The sequence below is a fragment of the Bacillus cereus group sp. Bc061 genome, assembly GCF_027715825.1.
Classification (GTDB): domain Bacteria; phylum Bacillota; class Bacilli; order Bacillales; family Bacillaceae_G; genus Bacillus_A; species Bacillus_A paranthracis.
In genome coordinates this window covers 799,506-821,420 of the sequence record NZ_JAQFTZ010000001.1, presented here as the reverse complement: position 1 = coordinate 821,420, position 21,915 = coordinate 799,506, and the positions used below count along the sequence as shown (strand labels likewise).

The following is a 21,915-nucleotide window of genomic DNA, read 5'->3' as shown; positions in this document are numbered from 1 at the left end:
AACTAGAAACAAAAAACCTGACGTTATCCGCCAGGTTCAAAATGAAATCGTATATTAATGAGATGGAAATGCGTTTTTCTCTTGTAAGATGGCATTATGAGCAATTTTCATTTTAGCAAGTACATATCGTAAACGATCTTCAGCGTTTTCATCTTTATGTTGCTGTAATTCCGCCAAATTCTCTACCGCACTCGCTAAATTTTCAATCACTCCTCGCAGTTCAGGATGATGATTAAAAAAAGATTCTTGCACTAACACTTTCCTTACTTCACTCGCTAAATCAACAATTCTGTTCAACTGTTCTTTTCCTTCCATTTTCATCCCTCCTGAATATCTTATGTATTAAATATTCTATAGACAAAGAAAAAAGCCCTTTAAATGAAAAGGACTTTTACATTTTTATATTTCCAGTCAATAACATATAAAGAGATGTAACAGCTGCTACGACAATTGCCCACATTACATATCTCTCTATACGAGTAAAACAACGATTTCCTTTTTCTTTTCTTGCGTACACATAAACAATGATCCCAATTCCGTATACGATTGAAACGAGCAATAAATTCTTCAAACCAGCTGCATAAATAAGCCATATAGAGTAAAGTGAAGCAATTAAAGCTAGCGAACCATTTTTCACTTTTGCATCTTTTAGTTCATTTGTAATCACTAATTTGAATTGGAATAACGCTGATAATAAATATGGTACTAAAATTGATGTTGACGCTATGAAATACATAATTTGATATGTTGACTCTGAAAACAGAACGATTATAAATATAACTTGGGCAACGCCATTTGAGATCCATAATGCCATATGCGGTGTTTGTTTTTTATTTGTTTTCGTAAAGACTTTCGGAAACACGCCATCTTTTCCTGCTACATGGGAAATTTCAGAAACAAGTAAAAACCAACCTATTAATGTACCTACAAGTGAAGCAACTAACCCGATGTTAATCGCTACTGCGCCCCACGTCCCAACAACATGTTCTAATACATGTCCCATTGACGGCGTTTCTAAAACAGAAAGTTCTCCTCTTGTCATCGCTCCCATTGACAAGACAGAAATTAAAATATAAATAGACATTACTAAAATAAGTCCTAATACTGTCGCTTTACCGACGTCTCGACTATTTTTCGCTCTTCCAGATAATACTACCGCTCCTTCAACCCCGATGAAAACCCAAAGAGTTACAAGCATTGTATTCTTCACTTGACCAAGTATAGAGGAAACTGAAATAGTTCCTTCTCCCCAAAAATCATGTGTAAATGTATCCCAGCGAAACGCTGTTACCATTACAACAATAAATAATACGATTGGTACCAATTTCCCTATTGTTGCAATCACATTCATAATAGATGCTTCACGAATGCCAAATAAAATTAGAAAATGAAGTGTCCATAATAAAAGTGATGCTCCTACGATAGACGCAACACTATTTCCACCTTTAAAAATGGGGAAGAAATAACCTAATGTACTAAACAGTAACATGATTGTTGCAACGTTTCCTAAAATTCCTGCTAACCAGTATCCCCAAGCACTGTTAAATCCGATATATTCACCGAAACCAGCACGTGCATAACTATAAATCCCGCCCTCAAGCTCTGGTTTCTTTCTTGCTAACGTTTGATATACGAGCGCGAGTGGAATCATTCCCATCGCTGTAATACACCAGCCAATTATGATAGAGCCGCTATTTGCTCCTACTGCTAAATCATGCGGTAAACTAAAAACACCGCCACCAACCATTGTTCCGACTACTAATGCAATTAATGGAAAAAATCCTAACTTCTTTTCTATTTGTACCACCCCATCTGTCATTCTAGGTGTTATGTTCGTTCAACTATTAAAGTCACCTTTTTCTCTAATAGACGCTTCTCTTATATTTTTTCAGGAAAACATTACTTATTCTAAAAGAAAATGAAGAAAAATGGAATACTTTTTTGAAAAAATGTATAAGTATGCACAAAAAAACCGTTCATTTTATAATGAACGGTCATTTCATACATATGAATTTGTATATTTTTTGTAAATTTAACGAAGTAAATTCTCTTTTTGTAAAAATTGTTTTGCGACTTCTTCACTACTTTTACCATTCACATTTACTTCATAATTCATTTTTCGCATTTCTTCATCTGTAATTTTTCCAGATAATTTATTTAATACTTTTTCAAGTTCAGGATATTTTTGTAATGTCTCTTTTCTTAATAACGGTGCACCTTGATATGGTGGGAATAACCCTTTATCATCTTTTAACACTTTAAGTCCGTACTGTTCCAATTCACTATCTGTTGAATATGCATCGATTACGTTAACATCTCCAGATTCAATTGCGCTATAACGCAGCTTCGGCTCCATCGTTTTAACATTCGAGAACTTATAGTTATATAATTTTTGCATTCCTTTATAACCATCTTCACGATCAGCAAATTCTAATGTGAACCCTACTTTAGCATCCTGTGCAATATTTCCTAAATCAGAAATTGTACTTATATTCTTTTGATCTGCTATTTTTTTCGGCATAGCTAGTGCATATGTATTGTTATACTCCATTGGTTTCAACATAACCATACTATATTTCTTTTCCATTCCAACGCGAGCCTGCTCATATACTTCATCCCGATTTGTACTTTTTGGCTCTTCTTTCACGAATGTAGATAAAGCTGTTCCCGAAAACTCAGGGTATATATCTACTTCCCCTGATTTCAACGCTTCGAATACAAATGATGTTTTTCCAAGACCTGGTTTTAATTGTACATGTAAATCGGTATCTTGTTCAATAAGCTGCTTATACATTTGAATTAAAATTTCAGGTTCTGATCCAAGTTTGCCCGCAATAACAATATCTTTCTTTTCGGTATTCCAAAGAAATGGAGAAGCAACCATTATACAAACAATACATATCGTCAATATAACACGCTTAGACGAACGTTTTGGACTCTCAAGCACCCGAAGTACTACATCAAAGAATAAAGCAAGTAACGCGGCTGGTACGGCCCCTAAAATGATAAGCGCATGATCATTCCGATCGATACCAAGCAATATGAGTTTACCAAGCCCACCAGCACCTATAAGAGCTGCTAATGTAGCCGTTCCAACAATTAATACCATTGCCGTACGAATACCGGCCATAATAATTGGTAACGCAAGAGGAAGCTCTACCTTCCACAGTCTTCTCCAGCTATTCATCCCCATAGCTTTCGCTGCTTCAATTAAAGATTCATCTAACTCCCGTATTCCTGTATATGTATTGCGTAAAATAGGTAATAGTGCATACACAACTAATGCGATAATCGCTGGAAGTTTTCCGATTCCTACTAACGGAATTAATAGTCCGAGCAATGCAAGTGATGGCACTGTCTGCATTACTGCAGAAGTTCCTATTATAAATTCAGCCATTCGCTCTTTTCTCGTTAATAAAATGCCAAGCGGTACCGCAATAATTACTGCAAAAAATAATGAAATAAGCGATATTTGTAAATGCTCACTTAATGCAGTTAGTAATTCTATTTTTCGTTCTTGGAACGTCTGTATAAAATCAGTCACTGTTTAGCCTCTTTCCTTCATTTGTTCAACGATATAATTGACAATATGACGACTTGTTAAAGCTCCAACATATCGACCATTTTCTTCAACTGGAACGACTTCATCAGCTCGCAGGCGAACTAATGCTTCTTGTAAAGAAGAATGTAATGATAGTGCCTCCCCTTCTATCCGCATACTTTCATCATGTGGCAATACATCTTCAATACTTTTCCCCTCATACCAAGGTCTTCCACGATTTCCAATGAATTCTTCTACAAATTCATTTTTCGGGTTATGTATAATTCCTTCTGGCGTATCTAATTGAACAACTTTTCCTTCTTTCATAACACAAATGCGATCTCCAAGTGATAATGCTTCTTGCATATCATGTGTTACGAATACAATTGTTTTTTGAATCTTCTTTTGCAATTGTACGATATCCTTCTGAAGCTGTTCTCTACTTAATGGATCTAGCGCACTAAATGGTTCATCCATAAGAACGATTTTCGGGTTTGCGGCTAATGCCCGCACGACACCTACACGTTGTTTTTGTCCTCCTGATAATTCATCAGGCATGCGATCGCGATATACGTCTGGATCTAGCCCGACCATCTGGAGCAACTCATCGACACGAGCTTTTATTTTTTCTTTGCTCCACTTTCTCATTTCAGGAACAACTGCAACATTTTCAGCAATTGTCATATGAGGGAACAAAGCGATTTGCTGCAACACGTACCCTATATCCCATCGTAATTCATTAATATTGTATTCTTGAATATCTTTTCCATCGATTAAAATTGAGCCTTCTGTCGTTTCAATTAAACGATTAATCATTTTCATTGTCGTTGTTTTCCCGCAACCACTCGGACCAATGAGAACAAAAAATTCTCCCTTTTTAATTTCTAAATGCAATGAATCCACTGCTTTTGTGCCATCTTCATATGATTTTGACACTTGATTAAACTGAATCACAAATACAACTCCTTTATCGTTGTTTCCTTTATTTTGATGGAATATGGAATTCATTTCAAATGATACGCATTATTCAACAAAAAAAGAGCTCACATTTGAGCTCTAACGGTCTAACAATATTGTTTTCATTATAGCGGCGTATTCACGCACATACATTTTTCTCTTAGAGCGCATTGGCGTTTCAGCAGCTAGTGCCTCCATCCTCATGCCTAAACGCTTTGCAATTATTTTCGTTCTATATAAATGATACGTATTGCTTACAACTACCGCATGTTTCACATCATATAAATCTATACTAAACTTTAAATTCTCATACGTATTTGTAGATTGATCTTCTATTAAAATACGACTCTCATCTATACCATGTACCATTAAATAGTTCCTCATACTATGAGCTTCCGGTATATCTTCATCTTCTCCTTGACCACCTGAAACAATTACTTTCGCTTCAGGATGAGAAACTAAATATTCCAATGCTACATCCAAACGGTTTTGAAGAGATAAAGACGGTCTATCTCCAAATAACTTTGCACCTAATATAAGAACGTACGGAGAGTGATGGCTCAGCTTTTCACGAGCAACTTTCTTCATTCGAAAGGTCATATAAAGAATGTATAGTGGTGGTAATAATAAGATTATAAGTAATATCCATTTGTTCATATATATGTTTGCACTCCCTTTCTTTTTATTATATAAAAAAAGATTGGAAGGCAGAAGTGTTTTTTAAACGATTGATTTATTAAAAACTTTCGTCCCTACTTTACGTTGTGAATATACATAATAAAGAGCAATTCCTAATGATAGAATCAATATACAGCTAAGTACGTAAAACGGGAGCATTACCCCAGCTTTAGATACACCAGCTGTAAACAGCATTAATAATACAATTCTTATTCCTGTACCAATTAATCGAAATAAGCTGTCAACACGTCCCATTACTTCGTTTGGGATTTCCTCCATCATCAATACATTTCTCGCCACTCTTGTCCCCGCATTTCCAATCGCATGAAAAATCGCTAGTCCATATAACAACATTACGGAAGGTTCAATAATCATTGCGGTAATTGAAATTACATAAATGCACATCGTCATAACGATTGAAACTTCTGTTTTGACATATTTCATTATGAGTGGAATACAGATTCCTGCAACAACAGCTCCAACACCGTACATCATTCCCTCTATCGCGTATACAGAGGCATTAGCTTTAAGTATATCCGAAATATAAACTGGTATTAAATAATTTGCCATCATGACACCTATAAACGGCATATAAGTAGCAAGTAAGAACCAAAAGAGCTTAGGACGTTTTTTCATAAAGTGAATTCCTTCGAACAATTGCTTCTTAAATGTTATTTTCTTTTTAATCTCTTTTTTCTTGACATACGGTATACATAAAAACAGCAAAAATGCTCCTACAAAAGTTAACATATCTACTAACAATATCCACTTCAAAGACACAACTTCAATTAGAAAGCTCGCGGCTGCTCCTGAAATAACTTGTGTTAACTGTCCTTGTATTTCCATCGTTCCACTTAAACTTTTATAATGTTCTGCTTGAAAAATTTCTTGGTTGAACGCAAAAATTGTAGGATAAAATAATAGATAGTAAAAAGAGCCCGCTATATAAATAAGAATATAATGAATAGAATGATAGGATTGCCCAGCAAATCCCCATATAACCATTATTCCGATTACGGCTATCCCAATACCTTCATTACATAATAATAAAGATTTTCTTGAAAAACGATCAATACTTTGCCCGATAAACGGAGTTAACAAAAACATAATCAGTGTTGAGATGATGGAAACATAACCAAACGTTGTCTCTCCTCCACTCTCTTTAATTAACAACCATGGAATCGTTATCATTACAATACCGGAACCAATAGCTGATAGACTATTGGCCCCTAGAATGAAATACAAGCGTGAATCTTTATAAAGAGATGACATATCACTCAACTCCTAGTTGCTTTTTCACCTCTTTATATACGCTCATATATGCTTTCAATTCTTTAACTACATCATGAATTAATGGTTTTGCATCTTCCCCAAGTTCACCATCTTGCACATGTAATCCATCAAGAACAACTTGTTTTGGAATTGCATTTGCATAAACACCTCTAGCGACCGTTCGCATGCTGTTTAATGCATTTATTCCACCTTTACCGCCACCAGCAACCGCTAACAACGCAACTGGTTTATGAATAAATTCATTACTACTTAAGTAATCTAAAGAGTTTTTCAGCGCACCGCTCATCGCATTATGATATTCTGGTGTACATAATACAACCCCATCCGCAGCTTTCACTAACGTTTTTAATTTTTTCACTGCCTCTAAATCACGTTGTGACTCTTCTCCATTGTATAAAGGTAACTCCTCAATTGCTAAATCATATAATTCCCCTTCAAATTGATCCGCAATATATTTTGCCACCACGCGAGTTCTACCAAATTTTCTTGGTGTACCGTTAATAACAACTAGTTTCATGATTATTTCTCCCCTTTGTTTTCAATTTCTACTTATATATTATCAGAAATTTCTACACAAAACACAATATAAAGAGTTAACTTGTTTCATAAAATAGTATGATAAACAAAAAAGAACTCATACTTTCGTATGAGTTTCGTACAATTACTTTGTTTCATCTCTCATGCTCAATGTACCTAAACTTTCATTTGCTTTAAAATGGTTATATGCTTTTTCCGCTAATCTTTTCCGTTCTTCTGATAATTCTATATATTTCATTACGTTTTCAATTATTTTTTCATACGGAGTAAATACAATACCCGGCCAATCTATTTCGTCCTCTGGGTTGCTATTTTCCGAAATAATAAATTTCTTATTTGCCACTGCATAAGAAACTCGAGGAGTTTCAAGAATACCAGATAAGTAAAAGTGGATATTTAATATAATTTTAGACCTGGCAATTAACTCATTTCTAACAATTCCCCATGCATTATTTTTAAAAACAATATTTAAATTCGGGGCAACGACTTTTAATTGATCCAATATAGCTTGCCGCCTTGGGTTAAGAGCACCTATAAACAGTATATCAATGTCTTCAATTAATTCTTCATCAAATGCATCTTTTTTTATTTCTAAAGTTGGTGCATAGTTCATGCCTACATGTTTTATTTCTTTTCCTACTCCTCTTTGTTTTAACCATTCTATATTTTGTTTACTATAATCCCAAATTTCCTTATCTTTTAATAACATTAAATAAAGAGGATGCGCATAAGGGCTTCCTTCATATAGCTGTTCTAAATTATAAATAATTGCATTTTTCGGAAGGAGATGTGGGCTATGTGCATATGTATGCGCTCCAAAAACAATTGTATTCCCCACATTTTCGAGTATTGTTTCTGATATGATTGCTGTATTTCCCTCTTGCTCCAATCGCCATTTCAAAGCTCGTGCAACATCTATAAAACTACCATACGTCTTTGGGCATATAAACAAACAATAATCATATTCTTTATTCAAATAAGCTTCCATTAGCCTTAAATTATTCTTATATAAATCTACATCCGGATATTTCAGTAAAAGATCCTTTGCATGTTTTTTTGCTACTTTATATAGTCCAGCATAATAAGCAGCAATGCACCTTCTTAATTCAATTCTTTGCTGATGTTCATCTGATACGTCCATGTTTAACAGAAGATTTGCGATACAATACGCTTTTAAATGATCACGATCATAATAATAATCTAGTAGTGGCAACAATTCTTCATACGTATTTCCATGCACAGATTCTCCTAGTTCTAGCGCCCATCGTATTAATTCCATTATTACTCCACTACTCCTTTAACCGAAATTGTATTTAATAAAATTTCGCATTACTTTCTACCATATTTGCTATATGCAACGGTAACTCATCTTTTTTCGATTCCAAAAATTTTTGTGACACTGCACCTAAATGCTTTTTATGTGGTATATAAAAAGCATTTATAGAAATCTCATAGTCAAATAAGTAATCATACACATGATAATCTACAAATAGAAGATCATTTTTCGGAAAAGGAATTTCCTTCCCTTGCAGGGCATACATCAAAGCAATATTATTTTGAGATTTTAATCGATACATTCTTGCAAGTTGATATAATGGCTCAGCCCTAGTTGGTCTATATTCCCACGCTTTTTGAAAATAAAGAACAGCTAATGCTGTATATTGCTCTTCTTGTTTCTTAGCATTTTCTTTTTCATCCACTTCTGTTACTTCAAGTTGTTTATTTGCTGAACGAGTTGCTAATTGTTCATAACAAAATCCTATTCGCAATAACGAATAAAATACCTCTTCAACCCATCCCCCTGCTTCCACTCGTTTTTTATACCATTTAATCGAATCTTCAAATTGACTTAAATGAAAATACGTTTGGGCTAAATAAAATAAATATCTTATATGCAAATCTGGCGTAGTTTCTGGATCACTCAGCCCTTGTAACAACAGCCTCTCATCTCTTTCAAATTTATCCGCTTTACTCCCACCATCACCAGGGTCATTAACGACAAGCGTCTCCAGTCTAGCTACTCTCGTATTGTAATCCTCTCCAACTTTGGAACGATCTATATCCCAATACTCATGAGTAACACCGACTGATTTCCATGGTAAAGACGCTTTTAAAAGCCGTGTAAGCCAATACTTAATATGAATATCATATTGTAATGTAAGATAATGGTCTTCCGTTAAGCTCGTTTTATCGAAATTCGGATCAACCTCTAAAATCATATCCGCATCTAATATTAATAAATAATCTGCTTCTGGGTATGTTTTTTGCGCTAACGAAACAGCTAAGCTTCTGTTATAACCAAAGTTTTTAAACGGCTCATGATGAACCGTCCCAGGTATCTCATTTTCCTTACACCAATTTTCAATAATTTCAGGCGTATGATCAGTTGATCCAGTATCACAAATAGAAACAAAATCTACAATTGATTTCGTAGCATTTAAACATCTTTCCATAATTCTAGACTCGTTTTTAACAATCATACAAAGACATAACTTTTTTTCTTCCCCTACATTCTTCACTTGCTCATTTCCCATTTAACCACCTCATATTTTTTTAACACGCTCTCTCCATATGTAACATCATTTCTTAGCTACACTGATGACATAATCATTCTTTTACTATTTATGAAAACTTCATTTTATTTATTCTTATTTTTATGTTGGGACATATTTCATGCAGCGCTTTATACTTAATACAACCAATACAAAAAACATAATGCGGGAATCCGTACATTTCAAAGTCTAAGAGGAGGTTATATTTTGTTGGATTACATTTGGCTAGATGACAAATCACCAATTTTAGAACAACTACCAAGCACCTTTAAATCTGCAGCTATATTGCTACACCCTTTTGTCCAAATGCCTTTAGAATGGGAAAAGTCTGTGAGAAAAAAACTATATGAGCACATCTATCCTAGCGCTGAAGAAATCATTCATAATGGGAAATCCGTTTCTTGGAAGGAAATGATGTCTTATAGTGGATTACATTCATACGCAGAATTAGCAATGGCCATGTTGACTTCCATTGGTGCTTTTACAGAAGAATATAAAAGAGAGGATTTAGCTGAAAAACTACATTCAAACTTAAAAGAAGATCTTTATTATCCAACAGAAGATTATACGTCTATATTTTTATTACATAAATTACTTAAACTCCTCGGTTCTAAAGGTGCAAAAAATTTATATTTCTCTGAACCAATTCTTGATACAAACGGATTATTAGAAGTAGATAATACTACTCCATTAGATATTTGGGACATTAGCAATAATGAGTTAATTATTACTAGCGAAGACAATGAGTATGCGTTTATGAGTATATTCGATTCCTTTACAACCTTATTATTAGCTAAAGAAGAAAATATAGAATATATTATTCAATCAATGAACGTTGAAGCTGTCATTTGTGACAAAAAAACGATGATTGATTGGTATTTTTAAATTAGTAATTTCTTAAACTATAAAAAAGAGACTTGCGCTTATGCACAAGTTTCTTTTCAAAAATCATCCTCTATTTTTTCACAACTTCATGCCCACCGAACTGATTACGTAATGCTGAAACTACTTTTCCATGGAATGTATCATCTTCCTGAGAACGATAGCGCATAAATAATGACATAGCGATAACTGGTGCTGCAGCTTGCAGTTCAAGTTCCGTTTCAACAGTCCATTTTCCTTCTCCTGAAGAGTTCATTACACCTTTAATGCCATCTAGTTTCGGACCTTCTGCAAATGATTTTTCAGTTAAGTCCATTAACCAACCACGGATAACGGATCCGTTCGGTAAAGTTACATAATATCCGTTTCGAAACAAATTCTTTTTCTAGTTTTTGAGTAACTTGTTATTTAGCTTAATAGGTATGTGGTTTGTTGTACAAACTCAACATTTTTAGTAAGATTTCGTAAGGTGTTAGGGGACAAAAAGTTTTAAATTTCATGAGCAAATTGTAGTAATAGATTAGATCAAAAAACGCCATCCTTTCCTATGATTCTATAGAAAGAATAGCGTTTTTTTCATTTTAGGTAGAATTTTATTTTGTTAACTTGATGATACTGTGCTTCTATCCCACATCGTCTCTAATTTGAAAACATTTATTCCATTTAATAATCCTTTAATGAAAATAACCTAACTGACATATTCAAACAACTCTATTGACACTTAACACTACACTTCATTAAGGTACATTATTCTAAATTTATTGATGTAGTTGAGATGGACTCACTTTTTGAATTTGAACAAGTATATCAAACGCTTTACCTAATGATATATCAACTGTTTTTGGTATATCAGGCCCTTCGGTAGTTACTCCAGCGAAAATTGGATGTTGTTCGTTCAACCAAGTTTTTGTCACACCGTTTGCCTTACGTAAATCAATAAAAAATTGATCTTTTTTAACTTGTCCAAAGATGTAGTTATAACTGTTTGGATCATCCGATTTTAATATTCCATTTGGGCCAAATTCACCATCGCTATTCTTGACATTGTATTGTCCTTCATAAACTGATGTTCCAATAGATACGTACCGTTTTCCGTAATACTCTGCTAAATACTGCCCAGCTACTTTAGGGTATACAAAAGGAAGCATATTTGTTTTCGAAACGTGGCCATTATGCCCCCATACAATAGTTTTTCCTAAATGTTCTTCAGTCCACTTTGCATTTTCATACATTGCGATATCATGTTTCAAATATAAATCAGATGGTTTATCAGGAGGTGACGTTAACATTGTAGTAAACTGTTCAATAATACGAGCATTTTGTTTTATCCATGCGAACTCTTTAGATTTCCCATTTAAATAACTTTTATTTTCCTCTAATAAAGCACTAATTTGTTTAGCATCTGAAATATACTTTTCTTTTTCTTCTTTCGTAAGGCTTTCAAAAGTATTCATATCCTTTGTTACAGGAATAAGACCTTTTATCTTCTCTTCTATCCTCGGCACAAGTTTTGAATTGGTTCTTTTAACATATTCTATTATATTATTATAAACATTCTCGTTTACTGATTGAATGTCCATCCCGATGATACGCACTTTAGATTTATGTTTTGGATTAGCATTATATTGCCGAATCCAATCAAGTAAATCTAACATTTCTTTCGTCTTAAATACAGGTGATAGATGCTGGCTTGGATTTCCCTTACCAGTAAGAACATATCGATCAAGTTCTAAAGCTCTGTCCCACCCCTCTTCTAAAACTAGGTTGGTAAAACCCTTTTCAGATACTAAATAATTTACAATACGGTTTTTCATCGTAAAAACTTCATGAGCCCCATGTGTAGCTTCACCTAAACCTACAATTGAAGCTGAACCCACCATATTCTTAAATGGTTTTAAATCATTAAAAGGTGTATTTGGATTTGTTGTTTTTAAAGGCTTCGCGTGCATTTCTAACCATTCCACTATTTGATTTTTATTGTAGGGAGCTGTAACAGAAACTCCTGTTTTAGAGTCTGCATAAGTACTTCCTACAAAATTAGTCAGTATTATAGCAGAAACACCAAGTGCAGTAATCATTTTCTTTTTCATAAAACCCTCCTGAAATATTTACTTAAAACGATAGCGTTCTTTTATACTTAATTACGATTATTAAATTTTTTTAGAGCAAGTTGTTTTTTGCACCAAAATGATATATTTTAAACTATAAACCTATGACAAAACTTATCCATTTCGCCTTTTTGCCTACTTCCTAAATTCAGCAAGTAAAATACTTTTAAAAGGATCAGGATTACTAAAGTTAAAGCTGTTCAAATTGACGGCCAATGTATGCTTGCCTCCAAGTGTTCCACCAACAAAAGTGGAAAACCCTAGAACGCTACCTCTGTGTCCCCATACCGAGACACCGTTCGGAAGCTTAAATTCAACGATTCCAAGACCATATCCCGCTCCTTCTCTATCTGTAGGAACTGTAGTAAGCATTTGTTTTAGTTGCTGTTCCTTCAGTAATTTACCACTAAGTAAGTAAGAGAAGAATTTATTTAAATCGTCAGCAGTAGAAATTATATCTCCATCCGAGCTACCTGGGTTCATATATGTAACGTCTTTTAGCTCACTTGCTCCGTCTAGTTGGAAATAGCCACGGGCATGCTTAGTGCCTGGAATCACGCTTGAATTACCAGGTAGGAATGTATTTGGCAAATCAAGCGGTTCAATAATCCGATTTTCAACCTCTTCCGCATAGCTGTTGCCAGTTACTTTTTCAATAAGGATCCCCAGTAATACGTATCCTGTGTTTGAATAAGACCAACCCTTTCCCGGGGCAAAGTCTGGGGGAAGAGAAATCCCCATCTTTACAAATTCTTCAGCCGTATACGATTTTTTTATATCCGTAATATCGAAGTCTTTTGAATTTATATAGTCAGCAATACCACTTGTATGATTCAATATTTGCCGGATTGTAATCTGGTTACCATCATATCCGTTTCCTTGAATGACACCAGGCAACCATTTTTCAATGGAGTCATCTAGATTCAAACGGTTCTCTCCAGATAATTGCAGTAGCACTGTTGCAATGAACGTTTTCGTCACACTGCCAATACGAAAGCGAAAATCTGCTTTCATTGGTTTCTTAGTTCTCACATCTGCTACCCCAGCGGTATAACTCCAAATTTTACCACCCTTAGAAATTTGAGCGAGTATTCCTGGGTATCCAAGTTGTAGTGCATCTCGCATTGCTTTCTTAACGGAAGTACGATCGCTTTGCGTACTTGTTTGTAAAGAACTAGATACATTTTGCGACGATTCTGCTTTTACAATTGAGGCTGGTGTTATGTATAACAGGGAATTCCCAGCTATTAATAATGCTAGACTTCCACATATAATTTTACTGCGTGTTTTCATAAAGCATTCCTCTCCTCTATTTAAATTGTATTAATGATTGATAGGTCTAACCACACAGCTATCAACTCTCCCCATGATAAGGGTCAACACTGAATTTGCAATCATCTATAGACCAATTATTTCTTCAAACAACTCTCTGACCTAATAAATGATTAATCCCTCTTCTTCAGATATCTGTTAACTTCTATAATTTCTTCTTTTCTTCCATAGCGTTTTATTAATTAATTTGTTTTTATATAAATAGATAGTAACTACTCCCCCTCCCGTTCTTCTCTATATTTTGATCATACACATTGAAAATCTCTTTTTTCTTACTCCTTCCTTACAAATTCCTTACGTTCCAAACCACTTCTATATTTCGGTGGTTTTTGTTTTAAGAAAACTTAGTTCTATTAACTTGGTAACATTGGAATAACACCAAATGCCAATCAATTGAAGTAAAGTAAATGCTTCAAAAATGGGAATATTAGGAATTTCTCTTGATGGACATAGAAATCCGGTCCTCAATATAGAGATTTCCTTATGTAAGTATATTCCGCATTATAATTATAAAACTTAATTAATTTCTTATTTTTCAGAAAAATATAAAAACATCCCGGAATTTATTGTATAATGTTGTAAAAAGATGTCGGAGGGATTTAATGTTACATAAAATATCTCAATTCACAATGAAGCTTTCATCAATTCTTTTATCACTCTTATTATTATTAAATTTACCTTATTTATTTATCACTCAAAATGGATTTACCTTTCAACCAATTTATTTTTTTGACCAGATCGTTACTATGTTAAAACAGGTTTTCTCCCCTGAATCATTGTTGGTTATAGGATCAGACCCCAAGTATGGTCATTTAAAAACAACACCATTATTTCCAACTGTTTTAGAGCCTTATCTATATTCATTTACTATTTTATTTTTAGCCTTTTTGCTTGCGCTCTTTTTTTCATCTAGCATGGCATTTTTTTATTTTTTAGCAAAAGATTATATAAAAAAATGGATAAACCGAATTGTGTTCATATTAGAAGCTGTCCCTGATATGATGATGATGATTTGTTTGCAAATATTTTTCATATGGGTACTTCAGAAATTCGGAGAAGCTCCTTTCACTATTATTTCCTATAATGAAAATCGAGCTTATTTACTCCCTATTTTATCTTTATCTGTTTTACCTACATTACAAATGTTTCGAATGATGGTGTTATACATAAAAGAAGAACATGGAAAACATTACGTAGAGGTTGCATATGGAAAAGGCCTTTCATCAAGTTATATACTTTGTATTCATTTATTCAAAAATATATCTATCCACTTCTTCCACCATTTAAAAACGATTTTTGTTTTCTTACTGTCTAACTTATTCATTTTAGAATTCGTTTTTAATATGCAAGGCATTATTCAATTTTTATTTAAAAAGGCGTTTATTTCACCACCAGCTGCATTTATCATACTTGTGATGATTATTTTACCGTTTTACACCATTTTTCAAATCATCTCTTTCATGATGAATAAGTGGCAAAAGCAATTGAAAGGAGCAGCTTTATGAAATCTATTTGGAAATCAAAACGCTTTTTAATCGGCTTTACTTATTTATTCATACTTGTTTCAGCTAGTTTTATTTATAGTTGGTTCTTTAAAGATACCATCCCAAAAGCTCCCCAGTTACTTTACAATGACAATAACGAATTACTTGGAAAAGCTCCCTTTCCACCATCATTAATACCGCCTTTTGGATCTGATCGTTTTGGAGAGTCTGTTTTCTTACAAATTATAGAAGGAGCAAAATTTACTATTTTATTAGCCGTGGCAATTAGCTTCTTTCGAATTTTATTCGGAACATGTATAGGAATACTCTTAAGTTTATACGCTTCAAAATTCAAGAGATTTTTCCAAGCATGCTCAGAAGTTTTTTACTATATTCCTACTTTATTTATCGCATTTATACTCATCACACCTGTTAATATTGTAATCGTATCAAATGCTGATAGATTAGATCCAAATATTTCATTTGCGTTTTATCAAGTACTCGTACTTATATTCGTCGCACTGCCTACACTTTCTTTATATATATCCTCAGAGGTTGATGAATTTATGAAACAAGATTACATTTTAAGTTCCCAATTGCTAGGAGCTAGCCATTTTCATATTATCAAAAAACACTTACGAGTCTTGTTACTTGATCGCTTATTTGTGTTATTTATGGAACATATCGTCCAAGCGCTCATACTCGTTATCCATTTAGCGTTGCTTGATATTATAATTGGCGGGATACAAATGCGTGAACTGTATGACGGAGTGCTCAAACCTGTTTCTCTATCTAATGATTGGGCTGGCCTTATTGGATTAAATCGTTATGAAATGAATCTTTCGTGGTGGATTATTTTTTATTCTCTCGCTTCATTCTTTATTACGATTCTATTTATTAAGCTTATGACAATCGGGATTCAAGATGCACTGAAAGCAAGAGATTCGCAAACTGTAGCAATTCAATCTGTTCCTGATCATAAAAAATTTGTTAAACATAAAGATTCTTTTTCTTTTGCAAATAAAGTAAACCTTTAATCATCTCTCATAAATCAAGTATGAATTGGCATTGATATTAGTAGAATATAAAAAGATGATCCCTATTGCATACAGGGATCATCTTTTTATGCAGTCTAACTTTTTTACATGTACTTTGTTAGACTCATATTTTTTATATTTAATGTGAATTATTTGCAATCACAATTATGCTGTTTAAAATTGATTACCATACGTCCTTGAATTCGACCTTGTTCCATTTCTTCGAATACACTTTGTACTTTATCTAGAGAACAAGTTTGAACAACAGGCACTACTTTTCCTTCTGCACCGAATATAAATGCCTCTTCTAGATCCTTACGAGTACCGACTAGAGAGCCAACCACTTCAATTCCATCTAGTACAAGTCGCGGAATGTTTAAATCCATCGTTTCTACTGGTAAACCTACTGCAACGACTTTACCACAAGCACGTACTGCATCAACTGCAGAGTTGAATGCTACTTTTGAAACAGCTGTTACTACAGCAGCATAAGCACCACCAAACTCATCTTGAACAATGTTATCAGCAGGACCTTGAGAAATTGGATTGATTGTCATATCAGCTCCAACCTCTTTTGCTAAGGCTAATTTATCGTCATTAATATCTACTGCAATTACCTTTGCACCAAATACGTTTTTAGCATATTGAATAGCTAGGTTACCTAATCCACCACAACCATAGATGACGATAGGTTGGCCAGGTTTAATATTGGATACTTTTATAGCTTTATATGTAGTTACACCCGCACATGTGATTGATGATGCTTGAGCTGGATCTAACCCTTCTGGTACTTTCACCGCATAATCAGCTGTCACAATACATTGTTCAGCCATACCACCATCTACTGAATAACCAGCATTCTTAACTTCACGGCAAAATGTTTCCCTACCTGTTACGCAATATTCACAACGTCCACAAGATTGGAACATCCATGCAATACTTACACGGTCTCCCACCTTTAGTGACGTAACATCATCAGCGATTTTCGTCACAATACCTATACCCTCATGACCAAGAATACGGCCATCTGTGTTTCCAAAATCATGATTTGCAACGTGTAAATCAGTATGACAAACTCCACAATACTCTACATCTACTAGCGCTTCACCTGAGTGTAACGGACGTAATTCTTTTTCAATAATTTCAATGTTTGCTTTACTATTTTTATTAACTACTACTGCTTTCATATGTGATCTCCCCTTTAGTGTTTTAGAATTTTTCATGAGTTCATCTCACAACTTCTGTCTTCACTAGTTTGGCTAATCATTGTGCCAAGTTTAAATGTTCAATCATCATTACATGTTCATCATAACATGACACTTCAAAAACAAATTGTGAAATTATGAACAATGTTTGAATTGTTGTATAAATCGTTTTATATTTTTTTAAATGAGAGTCATCACTGGCTATAAGTAAGTCTCATATTTCTACAAGAAAATAAATAAATAAACAAACTATTCACTAATAAAAAAGGGGCTGTCTCATAAGTCTCTTTCGAAGTAAGATCACATGAAATTGAAAAGGCAGAAACGTTATAAAATCAACATTTCTGCCTTTCACTTTTTATACGATTTTGGCTAAAAAGCACCTTTTGAGACAGCCTCTTTTTTATATTCGTTTCATCGAAATTGTTTCACGAATACTTTGTAGATTTTGCAACGTTTCTTCTTGGCGTTGTAACGATAACCCAACGTACAAAGTATCTAATAAACTTAACTGCGCTAATCTTGATGAACTTGCTTCTGTGCGGAATTCCGTTTCACGTGTTGAAGTGTATAATGTAATATCAGCCAGTTGAATTAATGCCGATTTCTGATAACTCGTAATCGCAATAATTTTAGCTCCTCTTGCTTTCGCTACTTCTAACGCTTCCAGTAACCCTTTATTGCTACCAGAATGAGAAATGCCGATAACAACTGAATTGTTCGAGAGCAAACCAGCTCCTATAATTTGAAAATGCGAATCAGTATGAGCGATACATGAAATACCCGTTCTCATAAATTTATGATATGCATCCATCGCAATAATACCAGAACCACCATTTCTGTAAAACTCGATTCGATTTGCTTCTTACAAAGCTTTTACAGCTTGCTCTAATGCCGTATCATTTAACAAATGCAATGTATCTTGTAGTCCTGTAATATGCGAATGAAAAACTTTTTAGCAACAGTTACCATACTATCTTCTGCTGATACTTCTTCATGAATATTTTGCATCGGTGTATGGACAATTTCACGAGCTAATGTAATCTTTAAATCTTGGAATCCTTGCAAACCGAGGTGTTTACATAAGCGAAATATCGTAGCCTCAGAACTATTCGTAACTTCTGCTAACTCAGTAATAGATCTATGTACAACATCTTGTGGATGTTTTAAAATATGTTCAGCAATACTTCGCAATTCCGGTGATAAACCGTTTAACGAAGCTTGAATCTTTCCAATCCCACTTCTTGTACCAGGCATAGCATATCTTCCCCTTCCATCGTAGCTTTATCCCGTAAAAAAACAATTGGTGTGGGTTAATAATCAGTGGGTATAGACCCTCCACGGATTAAAATTTCATCTTATTGTACCTAATTATTGAAAGAAGAAAAACCTTTATTAGACTTAACTATAACATTTTAATTGCTCCTATGTATTCTGTCATACTATGCGAAACATTTATTCATACTTATTATTATTTTCCCCATGTTTCACTGCATACAATGCAGCTTGCGTACGATCATCTACTTCTAATTTAGCTAAAACATTTGAAACATGTGTTTTTACAGTTTGTTCTGTAATATGAAGCACTGCTGCAATTTCTTTATTACTTCGCCCTTTCGCAATTTCACGAAGTACTTCTTGTTCTCTTTTCGTTAACATAGAAAAAGGGTTTTCTTTCTTGACTACTGATCGTCCTAATAGTGCTGGTGTTACTTTCGGATGAAAATTCGTATTCCCTTCATGTACTGCAATAATAGAAGCTACAAGTTGCTCAGGTTGTACTTCTTTTAATTGATAACCATCTGCTCCGGCTTCAAGTGCTGGTAAAACATAATCTTGCTCTGAAAAACTGCTTAATATTAGTATCTTTATCGTTTCATCATATTGTTTTATTTGTTTTGTTGCTTCGATGCCATCCATCTTCGGCATTGATAGATCCATTAATACTACATCTGGCCTTTTTGTTTGGACGAATGTTAACGCATCTTCTCCATTTTCTGCTTCCCCAACAATTTCAAATTCTTCTCTCGTTTTCAAAAAGAATACAAGTCCTCTTCGAACGATATGATGATCCTCAACTAGTAGTAATTTAATTTTCAACCTTCTTCTCCCCTTCAAACTGGCAATTGAATTTCAATTTTCGTACCCTTTTTCAGCTCCGTTTTTATTTGAAATGATCCCCTCATTAACTGAATACGTTCCTTCATACTTTTTAAACCGAGTGCTGACTCTCTTACTTGCTCTTGTATAAATCCTATTCCGTTATCCTCTATGTAAAAATACAACTGGTTATCTTCTATTTTTAAAAGAACATGTACCTTTTCACATGAAGCATGTTTTTTACAATTATGTATCGCTTCTTGACTAATACGCCATAAAACTTCTTCTATTTCATCACCAATTGAAACCATTCCATCAATTCGAACTTCCACGTGAATCCCTAACAACTTTCCGTAATTTTTAATTGCTTCAGCTAACCCTTTCTCTAATCCTTCCGGTCTTAATTGCCAAATCAAAAGTGTCATCTCTTGTAATGCTTCCTGTGATAATTCTCCAATATAGCTCAACATCTCTTGCAAGTCTCTATCTTGCGTCATATTTAGAGTACCTTTTGCGGTTAACATGATAGAAAATAACAATTGTTTTACTGAATCGTGTAAATCACGTGCAAGTCGATTTCGCTCAGCTACTACTACATATTTACGTTCTTTTTCCACTAGCTGAATACGTTGGATTGTCGTCCCTATTTGAAATGCAATTGATTCTAATAATGCTAATTCTTCCTCTGAAAAATGTGTTTTTTGAGGCGCGGCCACATTTAAGAGACCAAACTTCTCCGACCCGGACCTTAATGGAATTGTCGCATGGTGCGTAACATCTTCAGTATCTCCCCAATTACACTCAATCGCATCCTCTATTCGCTTGCATTCAATAATATTTGTCGCTTTTTCCAATCTGCCATTTACAAAACGCTCTACACACCAGCAATCTCCTTCACACATCGGCTTCTTCTCTTGCCACGTAAGAGCTGGCGGTAAGTTTTGATCTACAAGCATACGGTGTTTTCCACTTTCATCAATAAAAAAGATCCAGCCTGTTTGTAAATTCATAACTTGTAACAAAGTATGTAACACTTTTTCTAACATGTCTTGTAAATTTGTTGCTTCATTTAATAATTCAGCAATTGCTTTTAATGCCTCTAAACGATGCATCTCTTTTTCTTCAAAGTTCATTTTCATCACCATCTATCATTATAACATTAAGAAATTTCTAAATTCTACAAATTAAAAAGAACTGAATTCCTTCAGCTCTTTTTTATATCAATCATTTTATTATTATTTTTCTATCCAATGCTGAAAGCAGCATTTCCGTTACCAAACTATTCTACTTTAGCTATCCGATAAAGATTGTCCACCTTGGCTATGCTGTAAACTTTCAGTAGTAACAAGCATATTTGCTGCTGGCATTTGCACTTGATTCTTATGGAACATAGACATTAATTCAAATCTTACTTGTCTAGAAGTTTCAAAATAATCTTCTGGCTTTATTAAACCTGTAATACAAAATTCATATCCAACGTATTTCAGATTCGGATTTAAATCTGTAACACCTACATATTTAAAAGGTTCAACAGCTTCATCCTCTACTTTATAAAGACTTGGGGCCAACTTTTCATTACAATTCACACAAACTTCCTCTAACAATTCCTTAACTCTTGTCGGATCTTCCTGATAACTTACCGTAATTCGTTCAATTACGCGCATCCAGCCTTTATTAAAATTTTGTATCGTTCTAATCTCTCCGTGTGGTATGGTAAGGAGTTTTCCTGACCATTCACGAATTTGCATAAAACGAATACTAATTTCCTCAATCGTTCCTGAGTTTGTTCCGTTAAAAGTAACAAAATCGCCAACACGAAACTCTTTGTCCGCTAATCTCGCAAAGCCTAATATAACATCTTTCAGCATCTGTTGTGCAGCAAAACCGATAACAACCCCCGCTATCCCTGCACCTGCAATGATACTTTTTATATCTACAAATTGGCTAATTAAATATATGATTAGACTAATGATAATGATATATCTAAAAATAGATCGAATCACACTTTGAATCGTTTGCTCTACCTCTTCATCAAAAAAGCTTGATTTCCTAAAAAACCAATCAATAATGCGGTTTATGACAAATGAAATAATGATTAGAACGAAAGCAAATAGTAAAAATCTTAAAAGTAAAAACTCTCTTACATAATTAAAAAATTCTTCAGTATACGTTAATAAACTCATCTAACCACTTCCTTACTAATTAAAAA

Annotated in this window: 17 protein-coding genes and 3 pseudogenes; 3 read left to right on the top strand and 17 right to left on the bottom strand. The window is 34.1% G+C overall.

Annotation, left to right across the window (positions count from 1 at the left end):
• Window positions 1-54: 54 nt before the first annotated feature.
• The 9 genes from PDQ40_RS04215 to PDQ40_RS04175 all read right to left on the bottom strand — a co-directional run bounded on the left by PDQ40_RS04215 (window position 55) and on the right by PDQ40_RS04175 (window position 9,540).
• Window positions 55-315, bottom strand: a complete 261-nt coding sequence (locus PDQ40_RS04215) for a hypothetical protein (protein ID WP_000398576.1) — start codon at window positions 313-315, stop codon at window positions 55-57.
• A gap of 76 nt (window positions 316-391) precedes the next feature.
• Entirely contained in the window at window positions 392-1,819 is a 1,428-nt protein-coding gene (gene arcD, locus PDQ40_RS04210; protein ID WP_000129462.1) for an arginine-ornithine antiporter, read from the bottom strand.
• Between the two features lie 213 nt (window positions 1,820-2,032).
• Window positions 2,033-3,544: an ABC transporter permease/substrate-binding protein gene (locus tag PDQ40_RS04205; protein ID WP_000129131.1), complete on the bottom strand. Its 1,512-nt coding sequence runs from the start codon at window positions 3,542-3,544 to the stop codon at window positions 2,033-2,035.
• Between the two features lie 3 nt (window positions 3,545-3,547).
• On the bottom strand, window positions 3,548-4,495 hold the full coding sequence (locus tag PDQ40_RS04200) for an ABC transporter ATP-binding protein (protein ID WP_000614093.1): 948 nt from the start codon (window positions 4,493-4,495) through the stop codon (window positions 3,548-3,550).
• A 102-nt stretch (window positions 4,496-4,597) separates the two neighbouring features.
• Window positions 4,598-5,155 (bottom strand): YdcF family protein, encoded by a 558-nt coding sequence (locus PDQ40_RS04195; protein WP_001045793.1) that lies wholly within the window; start codon window positions 5,153-5,155, stop codon window positions 4,598-4,600.
• Window positions 5,156-5,218: 63 nt separating this feature from the next.
• Window positions 5,219-6,448, bottom strand: a complete 1,230-nt coding sequence (locus PDQ40_RS04190) for an MFS transporter (protein WP_000097178.1) — start codon at window positions 6,446-6,448, stop codon at window positions 5,219-5,221.
• 1 nt (window position 6,449) lies between these two features.
• Entirely contained in the window at window positions 6,450-6,986 is a 537-nt protein-coding gene (locus PDQ40_RS04185) for an NADPH-dependent FMN reductase (RefSeq protein ID WP_000780354.1), read from the bottom strand.
• Window positions 6,987-7,130: 144 nt separating this feature from the next.
• Window positions 7,131-8,285, bottom strand: coding sequence for a hypothetical protein (locus PDQ40_RS04180; RefSeq protein WP_000420435.1), 1,155 nt, complete (start codon window positions 8,283-8,285; stop codon window positions 7,131-7,133).
• 34 nt (window positions 8,286-8,319) lie between these two features.
• Window positions 8,320-9,540 carry a tetratricopeptide repeat-containing glycosyltransferase gene (locus tag PDQ40_RS04175; RefSeq protein ID WP_000526212.1) on the bottom strand — a complete coding sequence of 407 codons (1,221 nt, stop codon included), beginning with the start codon at window positions 9,538-9,540 and terminating at the stop codon, window positions 8,320-8,322.
• 139 nt (window positions 9,541-9,679) lie between these two features.
• Between PDQ40_RS04175 and PDQ40_RS04170 the strand changes: the two are divergent.
• A pseudogene (locus tag PDQ40_RS04170) lies at window positions 9,680-10,443 on the top strand (DUF2711 family protein).
• A 70-nt stretch (window positions 10,444-10,513) separates the two neighbouring features.
• Here PDQ40_RS04170 and PDQ40_RS04165 read toward each other — a convergent pair.
• The 3 genes and pseudogenes from PDQ40_RS04165 to PDQ40_RS04155 form a co-directional block, all read right to left on the bottom strand.
• Window positions 10,514-10,783, bottom strand: a pseudogene (locus tag PDQ40_RS04165) (hypothetical protein); the annotation flags it as partial.
• Between the two features lie 415 nt (window positions 10,784-11,198).
• Window positions 11,199-12,530: an erythromycin esterase family protein gene (locus PDQ40_RS04160; protein ID WP_214328853.1), complete on the bottom strand. Its 1,332-nt coding sequence runs from the start codon at window positions 12,528-12,530 to the stop codon at window positions 11,199-11,201.
• 153 nt (window positions 12,531-12,683) lie between these two features.
• The gene (locus PDQ40_RS04155) at window positions 12,684-13,841 is read right to left on the bottom strand and encodes a serine hydrolase domain-containing protein (RefSeq protein ID WP_214328854.1); all 1,158 of its coding nucleotides are present in this window, start codon (window positions 13,839-13,841) and stop codon (window positions 12,684-12,686) included.
• A gap of 641 nt (window positions 13,842-14,482) precedes the next feature.
• On the opposite strand from PDQ40_RS04155, the gene PDQ40_RS04150 reads away from it, so the two are divergent.
• Window positions 14,483-15,385, top strand: a complete 903-nt coding sequence (locus tag PDQ40_RS04150) for an ABC transporter permease subunit (protein ID WP_048556969.1) — start codon at window positions 14,483-14,485, stop codon at window positions 15,383-15,385.
• Window positions 15,382-16,401, top strand: a complete 1,020-nt coding sequence (locus PDQ40_RS04145; RefSeq protein ID WP_270691248.1) for an ABC transporter permease — start codon at window positions 15,382-15,384, stop codon at window positions 16,399-16,401. Before PDQ40_RS04150 ends, PDQ40_RS04145 begins: the two co-directional genes overlap by 4 nt.
• Window positions 16,402-16,550: 149 nt before the next feature.
• On the opposite strand, the gene adhP is transcribed toward PDQ40_RS04145, so the two are convergent.
• The 5 genes and pseudogenes from adhP to PDQ40_RS04120 form a co-directional block, all read right to left on the bottom strand.
• Window positions 16,551-17,588: an alcohol dehydrogenase AdhP gene (adhP, locus tag PDQ40_RS04140; RefSeq protein WP_000649107.1), complete on the bottom strand. Its 1,038-nt coding sequence runs from the start codon at window positions 17,586-17,588 to the stop codon at window positions 16,551-16,553.
• Between the two features lie 421 nt (window positions 17,589-18,009).
• Window positions 18,010-18,863, bottom strand: a pseudogene (locus PDQ40_RS04135) (MurR/RpiR family transcriptional regulator).
• 198 nt (window positions 18,864-19,061) lie between these two features.
• Window positions 19,062-19,706, bottom strand: a complete 645-nt coding sequence (locus PDQ40_RS04130; RefSeq protein WP_000694640.1) for a response regulator — start codon at window positions 19,704-19,706, stop codon at window positions 19,062-19,064.
• A gap of 14 nt (window positions 19,707-19,720) precedes the next feature.
• Window positions 19,721-20,818 carry a sensor histidine kinase gene (locus PDQ40_RS04125; protein WP_142385787.1) on the bottom strand — a complete coding sequence of 366 codons (1,098 nt, stop codon included), beginning with the start codon at window positions 20,816-20,818 and terminating at the stop codon, window positions 19,721-19,723.
• 177 nt (window positions 20,819-20,995) lie between these two features.
• A complete protein-coding gene (locus PDQ40_RS04120) occupies window positions 20,996-21,889 on the bottom strand; it encodes a mechanosensitive ion channel family protein (RefSeq protein WP_074541327.1) in 894 nt (297 codons plus the stop codon).
• Between the last annotated feature and the right edge of the window lie 26 nt (window positions 21,890-21,915).